This window comes from Vibrio ishigakensis (assembly GCF_024347675.1).
Taxonomy (GTDB): Bacteria; Pseudomonadota; Gammaproteobacteria; order Enterobacterales; family Vibrionaceae; genus Vibrio; species Vibrio ishigakensis.
This window is the reverse complement of record NZ_AP024881.1, coordinates 1,466,279-1,480,426: the sequence shown is the minus strand read 5'-3', so window position 1 is coordinate 1,480,426 and position 14,148 is coordinate 1,466,279. Positions and strand designations below refer to the sequence as shown.

The 14,148-nt window shown below is 46.7% G+C and carries 12 protein-coding genes; 5 read left to right on the top strand and 7 right to left on the bottom strand.

The window, feature by feature from the left end; genetic code table 11:
* Together Pcarn_RS06705 and Pcarn_RS06700 are read right to left on the bottom strand one after the other, a co-directional pair.
* Nucleotides 1-1,203: an amino acid ABC transporter permease gene (locus Pcarn_RS06705; protein ID WP_261835611.1), complete on the bottom strand. Its 1,203-nt coding sequence runs from the start codon at nucleotides 1,201-1,203 to the stop codon at nucleotides 1-3.
* A 90-nt stretch (nucleotides 1,204-1,293) separates the two neighbouring features.
* Nucleotides 1,294-2,322 (bottom strand): amino acid ABC transporter substrate-binding protein, encoded by a 1,029-nt coding sequence (locus Pcarn_RS06700; protein ID WP_261835610.1) that lies wholly within the window; start codon nucleotides 2,320-2,322, stop codon nucleotides 1,294-1,296.
* Between the two features lie 438 nt (nucleotides 2,323-2,760).
* On the opposite strand from Pcarn_RS06700, the gene Pcarn_RS06695 reads away from it, so the two are divergent.
* Complete coding sequence (locus tag Pcarn_RS06695) at nucleotides 2,761-3,702, top strand: precorrin-2 dehydrogenase/sirohydrochlorin ferrochelatase family protein (RefSeq protein WP_261835609.1); 942 nt, start codon at nucleotides 2,761-2,763, stop codon at nucleotides 3,700-3,702.
* 48 nt (nucleotides 3,703-3,750) lie between these two features.
* Here Pcarn_RS06695 and Pcarn_RS06690 read toward each other — a convergent pair whose 3' ends face one another.
* Both Pcarn_RS06690 and Pcarn_RS06685 read right to left on the bottom strand, forming a co-directional pair.
* Nucleotides 3,751-4,233 carry a YajQ family cyclic di-GMP-binding protein gene (locus Pcarn_RS06690; RefSeq protein WP_261835608.1) on the bottom strand — a complete coding sequence of 161 codons (483 nt, stop codon included), beginning with the start codon at nucleotides 4,231-4,233 and terminating at the stop codon, nucleotides 3,751-3,753.
* 10 nt (nucleotides 4,234-4,243) lie between these two features.
* Complete coding sequence (locus tag Pcarn_RS06685) at nucleotides 4,244-5,296, bottom strand: 3-deoxy-7-phosphoheptulonate synthase (RefSeq protein WP_261835607.1); 1,053 nt, start codon at nucleotides 5,294-5,296, stop codon at nucleotides 4,244-4,246.
* Between the two features lie 183 nt (nucleotides 5,297-5,479).
* On the opposite strand from Pcarn_RS06685, the gene Pcarn_RS06680 reads away from it, so the two are divergent.
* On the top strand, nucleotides 5,480-6,340 hold the full coding sequence (locus Pcarn_RS06680) for a putative PEP-binding protein (RefSeq protein WP_261835606.1): 861 nt from the start codon (nucleotides 5,480-5,482) through the stop codon (nucleotides 6,338-6,340).
* Nucleotides 6,341-6,408: 68 nt separating this feature from the next.
* Complete coding sequence (locus tag Pcarn_RS06675) at nucleotides 6,409-7,245, top strand: CvfB family protein (RefSeq protein WP_261835605.1); 837 nt, start codon at nucleotides 6,409-6,411, stop codon at nucleotides 7,243-7,245.
* 129 nt (nucleotides 7,246-7,374) lie between these two features.
* Here the strand turns inward: Pcarn_RS06675 and rsmF are convergent, their stop codons facing one another.
* Genes rsmF through Pcarn_RS06660 form a run of 3 tightly spaced genes read right to left on the bottom strand, consistent with a single transcriptional unit; the run spans nucleotide 7,375 to nucleotide 12,750 of the window.
* Complete coding sequence (rsmF, locus tag Pcarn_RS06670; protein WP_261835604.1) at nucleotides 7,375-8,802, bottom strand: 16S rRNA (cytosine(1407)-C(5))-methyltransferase RsmF; 1,428 nt, start codon at nucleotides 8,800-8,802, stop codon at nucleotides 7,375-7,377.
* Nucleotides 8,803-8,859: 57 nt separating this feature from the next.
* Nucleotides 8,860-11,502, bottom strand: coding sequence for a PqiB family protein (locus tag Pcarn_RS06665; protein WP_261835603.1), 2,643 nt, complete (start codon nucleotides 11,500-11,502; stop codon nucleotides 8,860-8,862).
* 9 nt (nucleotides 11,503-11,511) lie between these two features.
* Nucleotides 11,512-12,750 (bottom strand): paraquat-inducible protein A, encoded by a 1,239-nt coding sequence (locus tag Pcarn_RS06660; RefSeq protein ID WP_261835602.1) that lies wholly within the window; start codon nucleotides 12,748-12,750, stop codon nucleotides 11,512-11,514.
* Nucleotides 12,751-12,931: 181 nt separating this feature from the next.
* On the opposite strand from Pcarn_RS06660, the gene Pcarn_RS06655 reads away from it, so the two are divergent.
* Entirely contained in the window at nucleotides 12,932-13,405 is a 474-nt protein-coding gene (locus Pcarn_RS06655; protein WP_261835601.1) for a GAF domain-containing protein, read from the top strand.
* A gap of 101 nt (nucleotides 13,406-13,506) precedes the next feature.
* Nucleotides 13,507-14,139 (top strand): RNA chaperone ProQ, encoded by a 633-nt coding sequence (proQ, locus tag Pcarn_RS06650; RefSeq protein WP_261835600.1) that lies wholly within the window; start codon nucleotides 13,507-13,509, stop codon nucleotides 14,137-14,139.
* Nucleotides 14,140-14,148 lie beyond the last annotated feature (9 nt).

Genomic DNA, 14,148 nt, shown 5'->3' with positions numbered 1-14,148 from the left:
TTATCTTTCTACCAGAGCAACCTTGCGGTTGTAGATGTTCATAATCAGTGAGGTCAACAAGCTCAATGTGAGGTATACCGCCATTGTCATCGCGATGATCTCGATAGCCTGACCCGTCTGGTTTAGGGTGGTTCCTGCGAACACCGATACCAAGTCTGGATAACCAATCGCCATCGCAAGAGAGGAGTTCTTGGTCAGGTTTAGATACTGACTGGTCAGTGGCGGAATGATGATACGCAGTGCTTGTGGAATAACCACAAGGCGCAGGGTACGACTGCGAGGCAGACCTAAAGACATCGCCGCTTCTGTTTGGCCATGGCTAACAGCGTTGATACCGGAGCGTACGATCTCAGCGATGAACGATGCTGTGTAGATACTTAGCGCTAGAGTCAGAGCTGCGAGTTCTGGGATGATGCTGACACCACCACGGAAGTTAAAGCCTTTAAGCTCAGGCATCTCTGCTGAGATTGGCATACCTGCAAGGAAGTAAACCACAAGCGGAAGACCTAAGACCAAACCCAGTGCAATACGTCCCATAGGGGTTTGCTGACCGGTGAGGCGCTGCTTGTTGCGTGCCCAGATGCTGATAAAGATAGTGGTAACAATACCGACAACAAAGGCTGCGATTACAAAGCCGCTTCCCGCTTCAAACACAGGTGCAGGGAAATAAAGGCCGCGCACGTTCAAGAAGATGGCTTCACCTAAGCTCAAGCTTTGGCGAGGCGAAGGTAGGGCTTGAAGTACCGCAAAGTACCAGAAGAAGATCTGCAAGAGCAGAGGAATATTTCGGAATACTTCAATATAGACAGCCGCCAAACGACTCACTAGCCAGTTGCTAGAAAGTCGGGCAATACCCATAACAAAGCCCAAAATCGTTGCAAAGAAAATACCAAGCACAGAAACCAGTGCGGTATTCAAAAGGCCTACTATAAAGGTGCGACCATAACTATAGGTCTCATCGTAGGCAACAAGATGGAGGCCAATACCAAACCCAGCTTCTTTTGATAGAAAATCAAAACCTGTTGCGATACCACGTGCCTCTAGGTTTCCTAGGGCATTGTTTACTATGGTGTAGAAAAACCATACAAGAGCCAGAACGGCAATGATTTGGAAGGCAACAGCGCGGAAGGTAGGGTTGTAGAGGAGGTTGGTTTTGCGAGAGGCACCTTGGCCTTCGTCTTTGGAAACCTTGGTTGGATTCATACTACTTCCTATTTTACATCCGTATAAACGGAAGGGCGGCGGTGCCGCCCTTCGGTTCCTACATAAGTGTTTCCTGCAAAGGAAAAAGTATTAACGCATTGGTGGCGCGTACATGAAGCCGCCAGCGTTCCATAGTGCATTCACACCACGGTTGATCTGAAGTGGAGAACCTGTACCAACGGTACGCTCAAAGCTCTCACCGTAGTTACCTACTTGTTTGATGATCTGATAGCCCCAGTCGTCTTTCAGACCAAGAGCCGTACCTTTAGGACCATCAACACCTAGGATACGCTTCACGTTTGGATCGGTAGATTTCAGCATCTGATCAGCATTTTTCGATGTGATGCCGTACTCTTCTGCGTTAACCATCGCGTTTAGTGTCCACTTAGCCACGTTAAACCACTTGTCATCGCCTTGACGAACAACAGGGCCTAGAGGCTCTTTAGAGATGATTTCTGGAAGTACCACTGCAGAAGTTGGATCTTTAAGGTTTAGACGCAGTGCGTAAAGGCCAGATTGGTCAGTAGTTAGTACGTCACAGCGACCTGCATCGAAACCCGCTGAGGTTTGTGCTGCTGTATCGAATACTACTGGCTTGTAGCTCATACCTGATGCACGGAAGTAGTCCGCAAGGTTAAGCTCGGTTGTTGTACCAGATTGAACACAAACCGCTGCGCCGTCTAGTTCAGTTGCACTCTTAACGCCAAGGTCTTTCTTAACCATGAAACCCTGACCATCATAATAGTTAACACCAACGAAGTTCAAACCAAGAGCGGTATCGCGGTGCTGAGTCCAAGTTGTGTTACGAGATAAAACGTCGATTTCACCCGATTGAAGTGCGGTGAAACGCTCTTTTGCAGTTAGTGGAACATATTTAACTTTGGTTTTGTCGCCCAGTACTGCTGCTGCCAGAGCTTGACAGTACTCAACATCAATACCTTCCCATTCACCCTTTGAGTTAGGGTTCGAGAAGCCAGGAAGGCCGGTGCTCACACCACAGGTTAGTGAGCCAGCGGCTAAGACTTTGTCCAACGTGCTGTCAGCTGCTGATGCTGAACTTGCCATGACAGCAGTTGATGCCGCTACTACTGAAGCTAGAATGGTGAGTTTTTTTGCCATCTCTTCGTATCCTTGTCTGTAATTTCCATAGTGACCAATATCACTGAGTACATCTTTGTCCCGGTGAGTCGAAACCAGTTGTTTGAATCACCAAAGTGGGGCATATTTTTACGACCCGTTTACAAAGTAGTAGAAGATGCTAAGTATCTCAATTAATTAGAATTTGTTAGATACTCGCAAACCACGGCTTTAGAATGACTAAATGTTAAGTGTTTGTAAATAGTGCAACAGTGCACTTACATGGTGAAACGGTATTACTTCTTAATGAACGGCGTTCACTTAGTGCTTGTAACTAACTGAAATCAAATAACCAAATTTATATATGGGTCTGAAGGATATTTTAGAGTATTAATCTTTTGTGACCTAGATTACTGTTTTATGTCTGCACCGTTTTGGTTGCATATCGACACCTTACGCATGTTACAAAGAAGGAACATTATGCGATATTTTCCTCTGTTTTATGATCTCAATCACAAACCTGTTTTGGTCGTTGGAGGGGGTGAGGTTGCCTGCCGTAAGGTTGAAAGTTTGTTAAAGGCTGGGGCTCTAGTGACAGTCGTATCACCGAGCTTGGATAGTTTTCTAGAGCAGCAGTATGAAGAAGGTGGAATTACTTGGATTAAGGGTTTTTATCAGAGCGAACTTATCGATGATTTTGTGCAGATCTGGGCTACTACAGATAATCCAGATTTGAATCACAGGGTCCACCATGATGCGAAGCGGGCGGGGATCATGGTCAACGTGGTTGATGACACCCCTTATTGTGATTTCATTACGCCCTCCATGATCAATCGAGGCAAGATACAGATCGCCTTCTCAAGTGGCGGCGGATCTCCCGTACTTATTCGTAATCTAAGAAAAACCTTCGAAGCAGTGTTACCGCAGAACTTATCTCTACAAGCAGAGTTTGCCGCCAGTAAAAGAGATGACATCAAACAGAAGTTGCCCAACGTGCGCAATCGCCGACTGTTCTGGGAAGCCTTTTTCGATAAGAGTGAGGTGATACAAGCGAGCAGTAGTGCAGAGCTCGAGTCTTGCTATCAAACCCTTATCACAGAGCAAGACTTTGAGCCTAGTTACGCGGTAACTTGGGTCGAGACAGGAGAGGATTTCGAGCTTCTCAGCCTGAAGGCTTTGAGGTTAATGCAAAGCGCCGAGATGGTATTGCATCATCACGGTATAGCGCCAGTGTTTATCGATGGGGTAAGGCGAGATGCAGAAAGGGCATCTTGGCAGACGCTAGCGGAATTAAAGCCGCTATTAGATGCAGAGAAACAGAAACTAAGCTCTGTAGTGGTATTGCTACCTCGTTTAACTCAAGCACTGCAGACTGAGCTTGAATTAGGCTTTGGCGAGATAACGCTTTTGAAAAGCCTGTAAAAAAATACCGGGCTAAGGCGCCCGGTATCACTCAATGCTTGTGCGAGATTAGTCGCGGAAGTTTTCAAACTGGAACGGTTGGCCAAGCTCGCCGTTCTTCACAAGCGCCATAGTCGCTTGTAGGTCATCACGTTTCTTACCTGTGATACGAACCTTGTCACCTTGGATACTCGCTTGAACCTTGATCTTACTGTCTTTAACCAGTTTAACGATCTTCTTAGCCATATCCTTATCAATGCCTTGCTTGAATAGCACGGTTTGATACCAGTTCTTACCTGACGCGTCTTCTTTTTGAGATTCCATGCTATTCACATCAACGCCACGCTTAGTTAGGTTGCCACGTAGGATGTCACGCATCTGCTTTAACTGGAATTCAGCTTGTGCCGCAAGCTTTACTTGATCGTCTTTAAACTCAAAGCTCGCTTCAACGCCACGAAAATCAAAGCGGGTTGCGAGTTCGCGGTTTGCGTTCTCTACCGCATGACGAACGTCAACGATTTCAATCTCTGAAACGATGTCAAATGAAGGCATCTGGTCTTCCTTATTGTTGTGTTTTTACAGCGTCAGATAGGATATCAAGCATTTCTACTGTGTGCTCCCAACTTAGACACGGATCTGTGATGGATTTACCATATTCTAGAGCTGTTAGGTCATCCATTGGCTGGTTGCCCTCTTCGATGAAGCTCTCAGCCATGATGCCCGCAACGTATTGGCTACCAGATTTGATTTGGCCTGCGATGTCTTTAGCAACGTCTAGTTGACGACGGTGCTGTTTCTGACAGTTTGCGTGGCTGAAGTCTACGATAAGACGCTCTGGCAAACCTACTTCACCAAGAGATTTACACGCTTTCTCAACAGATTGCGCATCATAGTTAGGACCAGTATCACCACCACGCAGAATGACGTGACCGTATGGATTACCTGATGTGCGGTATACCGTCATGCGGCCGTTTTTGTCTGGAGAGTAGAAGTAGTGTGATGCTTTTGAAGCGCGCACTGCGTCAATAGCAATCTTAACGCTGCCGTTAGTACCGTTCTTGAAACCCACTGGGCAAGAAAGAGCTGAGGCCATCTCGCGGTGGATCTGAGACTCAGTGGTACGTGCGCCGATAGCACCCCAAGAGATAAGGTCTGTGATGTACTGACCTGTGATCATATCAAGGAACTCGGTTGCGGTAGGCAGACCTAGCTTATTGATATCAAGAAGCAGTTTACGTGCCTTGTTTAGGCCAGCTTCTAGTGCGTAAGAACCGTCTAGGTTAGGGTCAGTAATCAGACCTTTCCAACCGATAATAGTGCGCGGCTTTTCAAAGTAGGTGCGCATCACGATAAACAGTTGGTCTTTGTATTTCTTTTGTACCGAAACAAGACGCTTAGCGTAGTCGATAGCCGCATCGGTATCGTGGATTGAACAAGGACCAACGATAACAAGAAGGCGCTTATCTTTACCGGTTAGGATTTTTTCAATCTGACCGCGTGATTCGTCAATGTGTTTTGCTACGTCATCGGTAAGAGGATGATTAGTTGATAGCTCGGTTGGAGTCGGTAGCGGACCTAGTGGTTGGGTACGCAACTCATCAGTTTGTAGTGGCATAACAGAGTTCTTTAATTCGTTAAATCTGGCTAAAGATAGCGGAATTGTTATCACGAATAAACTTGTAAACGCATTTTTATCTTAAACCGGGTTCATTTGGGTAAGTTTTATGCGCCTTTTTTCCTTTATTAATGGTATGTTGAGGGTAACTGTTTCTATTTAAACGAGATATCAAGGAAGCCCATGTCTCAATCTATTAAGCTAGGTACCTCCCTACAATATCAAGCCGCTCAAGCGGAACACGTTTTCCTTTCACTTGGTGACCTTCTACAAGAAAGACTCTTCTTTCACCCAAGCCTACTTCTAGAGCGTGAACCTCTAGATGAAGCCGATCAAATGGCGCTCGATGCCATCCTTGAGGGACGAAGCGTTCAAGAGTTTTACCAGCAAGTCCTTGCTGGTGTGGTTGAGTCTTTGGCTCTAAATAAAGAACAACGTATTCGGGTTCAGCTAAATAGCTGTGACAGCAGCGAGCTGGCATCGCTGATTGGTGGTGACTTCGAAGTTCAAGAAAATAATGCGCTGCTCGGTCTTCGCGGCGTGTCTCGCTTTACCGATGCCGACAACAAGAGTGCATTCATTCTAGAGTGTGAGTTTATCAAGTCTCTTCGTGAGCAAGGCTTCGATGTTGAAATCGTAGTGCCGTTTGTGAAAACCCTTAGCGATGCTGCACGTGTTATCGATGCCCTTGCTGAACAAGGTCTGCCTCGCGGTCTAAATGGCCTTAAGGTTCTGTTTGGTGCAGACACACCTTCTTCTGCGCTTTTGAGCGAACGTCTATTGAAGTATTTCGACGGCGTCGCCATCGACCTTGAGACTCTAGCTCAGTTGACCCTAGGTGTGGACATGGCTAACGAGCGTGTGTCTCAGGCGTTTAGCCTAGATAACGAGGCAGTAATCGAGCTCGTGAGCCACGTATTTGGCTATGCACAGGTGGCGCGTAAGTCTCATGTGTTGCTTCTTCCGGGCACTGAGATTGCCTCTGGCAAGCTGACCGAACTTCTGAACGAGCACATTGGCACAGACGTTGTACTGAAAGGCTAAGCGAAAGAGCTTGTAAAGTTTGCTCTGCGCACTACAATCACCCCGAAATCACAGTTTAGAGAAATACAATGATCAAAGTTGGAACTATCAACAACTTAAAAGTTACTCAAGTTGAAGAATTTGGGGTGTTTTTGGATGCAGACGATTACGGTTCTGTATTGCTACCTAAGAAACAACAACCAGAGGACGTGTCCGAGGGTGACTACCTAAAGGTATTCTTGTATTTCGATTCTGATAATGAGCTGTGTGCCACACGTGAAAACCCAATCGCTCAAGTAGGTGAGTGGGGCTTGATGAAGATCACCAACATCAATAGCACGGGTGCATTTGCGGATTGGGGTATCGAGAAGAAAGACCTGCTTATCCCATATAGTGAGCAGCGTGCGCGTTTTCGTGAAGGCCAGACCCTACTTGTTTATGTATATAGCGATAAAGCCAGCGGCCGTATTGTAGGTACTACCAAATTCAACAAGTGGCTAGATAAGACCCCTAAACACTACAAGCCAAACGAGCAGGTAGACCTAATCATTGCTGAGCGCAGTGACCTGGGTTTCAAGGCCATCATCAATGGCGAGCACTGGGGTATGATCTTCAGTTCTGACGTAATCGGTAAGATCTTTGTGGGTAAGCGCCTAAAAGGCTTTGTTAAGCAGGTGCGTGAAGACGGTAAGATTGACTTGTCTCTGCAAAAGGTTGGCGTAGCTAAAATGGACGACCTTGCAGAAAAAATTCTTAAGCTTCTGCAAAAGAAAGAGGGTTTCTTACCGGTTAACGATAAATCAGACCCTGAGACCATCTTTAGCCTGTTTAGAACCAGTAAAGGCACCTTTAAGAAATCCATTGGTGGCTTGTACAAGCAGGGTAAGATCACAATCGAGAAAGACGGTATTCACCTAGTAAAGTAAGTCTAGGTACCGCCCAAAAAAGAGCCTAGGCTATCCTGACCTAGGCTTAGGGGAATGGCTCCATGTTAAGGAGCCTGCGCTAACTAATGGTCTAAGTTTAGTACAGCACGGCTCCATTTCCAGCAAGGGCTAAAATAGATTGGTATCGCGTACCATCTCACGCGGCAAGCCATTTTTGATTCGGCTACCAACCCACTTTCCAAGACCTATAGTAAAGCCTTGATAACGCACTAAAACTTCCCCGTGTTTGTTATTGGATTCTGGGCGCACATCTCGACCCATAAACCACTCGCGAGCTTCATCAATATTAAGCTCAACACCGTTTTCTTCCTGATTATTAGTCAGTGACGTGATTGCTTGATGCTGCCAGCGATAACCTTTCTTGTGTGTCTCAGCAAGCTTAATACCGATGCGCTGAAACTTAAGCTCTTTAAGCATTGGCTCGATAAGAGCAGGGAACAGCCACACCTCGTTGTCGCGCTGCCACAGGGTAAAACTATCTGGGATCTCGATATCCAAACTCTGTTTCAATGATTTAGTTACCGCGTCACATTCTTTGCGAGTCAAAGGAGAGAACGGGAACTTGCCAAGGCGTTTCTTAACCTTTGGTGCTTCTACCGATTCAAGCTTTTTAAACTTGGCAATAAAGAAGCCTTCGCAATCATAGATCTGAGGGTAGACGTGGATATGACCATCGCTTGTGAGTGACTTTTCAGAGCCTTCGAACAAACCCTCAGAAGATACAGGTTCGATTGCATCACCAAAGGTCTCCAGAAGATGTGAAACGACACCTTGGTTCTCTTCATGATTCAGGGTACAGGTTGAGTAAACTAGCGTACCGCCGGCTTTAAGAGCGTGGAATGCGCTCTCGATAAGGTCTTTCTGTGTGGAAGCGATATCAGCAATAGAGTCTAGGCTCCAGTTTTTCATTGCATCGGCATCTTTACGTAAAGAGCCTTCACCAGAGCAAGGGGCGTCTAACAAGATGGCATCAAAGCGCTCAGGAAGCCAACCACCAAAAACTCGCGCATCAAAGTTAGTTAGCGCCATGTTGCCCACGCCACAGCGCATAAGATTACCAAACAGCACCTTAACGCGACTCGCAGCATACTCATTGGCCACTAACAGACCTTCGCCGCCGAGTTTAGCTGCGATCTGAGTCGTCTTAGAGCCAGGGGCTGCCGCCATATCTAAAAGGCGCATATCACTATCTATCTTAAGATCTGAAAATAGAGCAGTAACTGGCACCATAGAGCTCGCTTCTTGGATATAGAAAAGTCCAGACAAATGCTGGCTGGTGTTACCTAAGGAGACGTTTTCATCTTCGTTTTCTAGCCAAAAACCTTCCTCACACCACGGAATAGGAGTGAGTTGCCAACCAAGCTCATCGGCATGTTTTTTAAACTCTTCCACACTTATCTTGAGTGTGTTTACACGAATACTGCGCTTGAGAGGGCGACGACAGGCATCAAGCAATTCATCGAGGTTAAGATGCGAGGGCATCTGCTCTTGCATAAGATCGATAAAGGCTTGAGGGATGAAAACGTTTGGATGCACTTGAGAGTTCCTCGAAGAGATGGGGCGCCGCAAGTGTAACAGCACCCCAATTAAAAATTAAGGCTTAGGTATGGCAGTGCGCCACTCTAACCAACTCGGATCAGCCTGTTTGTACAAATAGAAAGCACGACCGTTTTTGGCGGCCGGGAGTAGATTGCCATCTTCTGGTGTGGCGAAAGCAATACCACCACGAAGAAGACTCTCAACGGTGCCAGCTTTAACGTTGGCGCCGCTTAGGCCAATGGACACATCTAGGCCAGATACATTCCAGAACAGGGTATTTTCGCGAATCAAGTAAGCGTAGTCAGGATCGATAAGGGTCTTGATAATCACTCTATCGGCGAGCTCACCAAGTCGCACATCGGTCACGCGACCAACCTCAATCTCGCGATATAGGATAGGGGTGTTGACAGCGACTGACCCCTTGGTTTCAGCCTGTAGTACAAACTCATAACCACTGGCTAATGGCTTGTTTGATGCAAGTTGGAACTGGGTCTTTGCTTTGCCCTTGCCAGACGGCATTACCTCTATGGCAGGGGCAATCGCGCTGGAAAGGTTTTTGATGCCAGTTAATCCAATCTCTGGAGTAACCAACCAGAACTGAGCGCCTTCACGGGCGATAGTCTTAGCATATTCAGGATAGATGCGCGCCTTAAACTCCACCTCAGATTGAGCAAACTGTGGAGAAACTAGAGTAATTTCACCCACCTTTACACCTTTAAAATTAATGGCTGCGCCTTTTTTAAGACCGTTGCTGTCATCTGCTACTAAGGTGATCATCTCACCAAACTGGCGAGCGGCATCTTGATTGTCGTACAGCTTGTAGAAACGACCGGTTTTGTTCTCAACTCCGGGTATGGTATCAAAGGCAATACCGCCGGAAAGTACTCGAGATAGGGGCTCAGCGTTGACCTTCACGCCACTTAAACCGGCATCAATCTCTACACCCGAATGATTCCAAAACACGGTATCTTTGTTGATAAGGTGACTGAATTGCTTCTCTATTAGCACCTTGACTTCCATACCGGAATGTCCCAGCTGATAATCCAGCACTTGTCCTACTGGCAGGTTTCTATAGTAAAGCGGAGTGCCACTTGATACCGGAGGTAGATTTGGTGAAAGCAGGGTAAGAACCTGTTTGTTCGCGCCATCAAACTGAGCCAATTGTGCCAACTCTTTGCTTGAATAGAGTGGATATTCGTTATGTATCTTATTGCTGCCCGCACTGTAGAAGCTGATGCTACCCGTTAGAAGATGCTGAAGCGGTGGCACCTTCACGTCAAGTCCGGCTGCATCAAAGTTGGCAGAGACGCTAGAGGCGATATAGAACTTGTTTTGTGAGCGAATAAGCTCTCTGTACTGGGAGTCGATTAGAAGGTTTATCTTAACTTTTTCTCCTGCAAGATGTGACGACGTAACGTGTCCAACACTAATGCCTTTATAGAGGACCGCAGCCCCAGACTCTAGGCCAAAGCTTTGATCTGCAAGTAGAGAAATAGAGAGGTTCCCACTAGTTTGAGTGTTGAGCTCATCTTGCTTCACCGCCCTGAAATCACGCGTTGGCTCACCGCTGCCAGGTAATAGAGTAAGGAAGTTACCACGAATGAAGTTAGACAGATTATCTACGCCGGCAAGGGAAAGAGAGGCCTCTTCTAGCAAGAACTGAGAGCCCGTTGTCAGCATATCTTGATAAGCAGGCTCAACAGTCGCCTGTGCTATGATGTCTTGTCTGTCTCGGCTCAGTCGAACCCCGGTGATTTGGCCCACCTCAATACCGCGATACACCAAGGGTGCTCCTCCTGGGCTGATATTGTTATCGTCCGGAAGTTTGATGTTGATAGGAATGCCTCGGCCAGCCGTCGCTAGATCAGGGTAGAGCTTAAACTCAGTATCTGGCTCCACACTGTCACCCTTGGCAGGAGAATCGACCGCTATTCCGCCACCAATTAATGCGGCTAAGCTTTCTACGCTCACATCCACGCCATCAAAACCTACGCTGGCGTTGATACCTGAAACGTTCCAAAAACGGCTTTCGCTGGTGATAATGTGGTCATATTCCTCGTCGATATAAGCGCGGAGTACGACTGAGCGTCCATCATCATCTAGGTTAAAGCTGTAGATCTCGCCGATAGGTATTTTACGAAATAGGATCTTAGAGCCTATGTTGACCGAACCTAGGTCTTTACTTCTTAGAGTGATGCGAAGTCCATTCGGGTTAGAGCTGTGCAGGTCTTGCGGTGTCTTGGTCAGCGCCTGATAGACATCAGGTAGATTATTTGATTGTTTGCTTGCACCTTGAATGGCGATGTAGTTACCCGAGACCAGAGCATCCAGACCCGAAACCCCGCTTAAGCTCGCTGTGGGTTTAACTAGCCAAAATTGCGTATCTTTACCGAGTAACTGCCTTGCTGAAGGATAGACTTCGGCGTCCACATAGATACCTTTGAGATCCTCGGCCAGATCGAGTTTACGCACCATGCCCACTTCTAAGCCTTGGTACCTTAGTGTGGTTCGGCCAGCGATAAGGCCAGCGGCGTCTGGGAAGTGAATGCGAATATGATCCCCAGACTCACTTATGTTTTTGTACATAAGCCAACCGCCAAGCAGCAGGGCCAAGATAGGCAACGCCCACATTGGAGACAGGCCGGTTGCTCGCTTTACTTCTGGTTGTGAGGGGGATGAATTACTATTTTCTGCCATTGTTTTTACTTATTTTGAGTAATTTTTCCAAATCAATTTGGGATCAAGGGTGTCTGCTGCGAACATGGTGAAGACCACAACCACGCCAAAGGCGACGGCGCCATAGCCGGGTGTGAAGTTCAGTATCTGCCCTCTGTCGACTAAGGTTAGCATGATTGACATAACAAAGATGTCCACCATGGACCATTTTCCTATCCATTTCACTATGTAAAACAACATCATACGTTGCTTATGGAAGACAGTACGCTTGAAGTGAATACAGAGTAGAAGATACAAAATCCCCAATATCTTGGCTACTGGAACTACGATACTGGCAATAAAGATGATGATGGCGATGACCAACATGTCGTTGTTGACCAGAGATATGACGCCGGAAAATATGGTGTCTTCTATACGCACGCCGTTGGCATACAAAATGGAGATAGGGATAACATTGGCCGGTATCAGTGCAATAGTGGCCACAATCAGATTGGCCCAAGTCGCCTGCAGAGAGCGAGACTCTCCCGGCTTCATCTTGTGATGGCAGCGAATGCATCGGGTTGTCTTTTTCTGTACTAGATGGCAATGGTGACAATCTTCAATCTGACTTTGGTCAGAGAAGCAGTACTGCCGCTGCTCATTGTTGATTTCATCCCACCTTGCCCAGTAGCGACGCGGACTGACTCTCGCAACCAGTACTAAACAAACCAACTGCAGTATCACTAATATGGGGAGGCCAGCGCCAAACAGCAGGTCACTGTAGTCGGTAAGTTTAAAGCAGCAGATGGCGATACTAACGATATAGACATCAATCATCATCCAATGTTTGAGGTGATGTACGCCAAACATACTCCAACGCATCACAGAGATACTTCGTTTTTTCAACGCCACATTGCCCGCGAGCACAGAAACGCAGTGCAAAAGAGGCAGTAAAAAACCGCACAGCAAAACAAGAAATGCAACAAAAGGGTAGCCTTCATCTATGAGTAGACGAACACCATCGAGCATGGTTGCGGAGATTATCTCACCGAACAGTCTTATTGACAGAAAGGGATAGATGGCAACGGGGATGAACAGCATGAGTGCAGTTACTGCAAGCGCGACATCCCCAGAAAAAGAGTGTGAGTGTCCGCGATAGAGTTGGGTTGAGCAACGAGGACAATAGGCATCGTGTTTCTCTTCGAGCTTAACAAACTCGACAGCCAGTCCGCAGCCTTGACAGAGTCGTAACTGAGGTGATGGGGGTTCTGACTGACATGTATCCTGCATTCTGACCTACTTTTAACCCGACATTTTAAAATTCGCGGTTTAGATTCAACAAGTTATGAGGTAAATTCAAGTACTGAGTTAACAATAGCTTAGCCTAGCAGCGAATAATCCTGCATCGTGAAGGTGTTACTGTATAGGTTTACTACAGATTTAGTTACAAAATTTTTGACGGGGATATCAGTTGAACCTTTCAGATTATCAAAGAGTTACGCTTCAAGTTGAAGCTATGTTAAGCGGCGAATCAAACATGATTGCCAACCTTTCTAATGTCAGCGCCATTCTTAATATGGAGCTAGGTGATATCAACTGGGTAGGATTCTATCTTACTGAGGGTGATCAACTGGTATTAGGTCCTTTCCAAGGTAAGCCGGCGTGCGTGCGCATTAATTGGGGTAAGGGTGTATGTGGCACTGCAGCGGCAACGAATACCGTTCAGCGCATTAAGGATGTACACCAGTTTGAAGGGCATATCGCCTGTGACGCAGCCAGTAACTCAGAGATCGTTATTCCATTTTCAATCAATGGCAAAGTGGCTGGCGTGCTGGATATTGATAGCCCTAACTTCGACCGATTCAGCGAAACAGACCAAGAAGGTCTGGTTTTGGTGATGAAAAAAGTAGAAGAACTGCTCAATACTCAAGCTAACTCTAAGTAAAATGATGTTCGGGTGTGGTTTTTCAATCGCATGCCTTTATAATAACGACCATTATTGTTGATGAAACACGCGGAAGGGCCGCGTCTCAATCAGGAACCCTCATGGAAAACACCGAAAAACTAAAAACTACCAAAGAAGTGATTGCGTACATTGCCGAATGCTTCCCTAAATGCTTTACTTTAGAAGGCGAAGCTAAGCCACTGAAAATTGGTATTTTTCAGGATTTAGCCGAGCGTCTAAACGAAGATGAAAAAGTAAGCAAGACTCAGCTTCGTCAAGCGCTTCGTCAGTACACGTCATCTTGGCGTTATCTGCACGGTGTTAAACCTGGTGCAGTTCGTGTTGACCTAGACGGCAACGAATGCGGTGAGCTAGAGCAAGAGCACGTAGACCACGCTCAACAAGCCCTGGCTGAGAGCAAAGCTCGCGTAGCGGCTCGTCGTAAAGAACAAGCTGATAAGGCACGTGAAGAGCAAAAAGCAAAACGCGCTGCTAACAAGAGTAAAAAGGTACCGGCTCGCAAGTCTAAGCCACGTACTGAGCAAAAACCAAAAGCACCTGTAGAAACTCGAGCGCTTAACAGCGACGAAATTGCTGTAGGAAACAACGTTAATGTCAACATGGGTAAAGGCAACATGGCCGCTACCATAGTTGAAGTCAACAAGGACGACGTGCGAGTGCAACTAAATAACGGCCTGCAAATGGTTGTTAAAGCGGAGCATCTTCGCGCTTAAAAGGAGTTT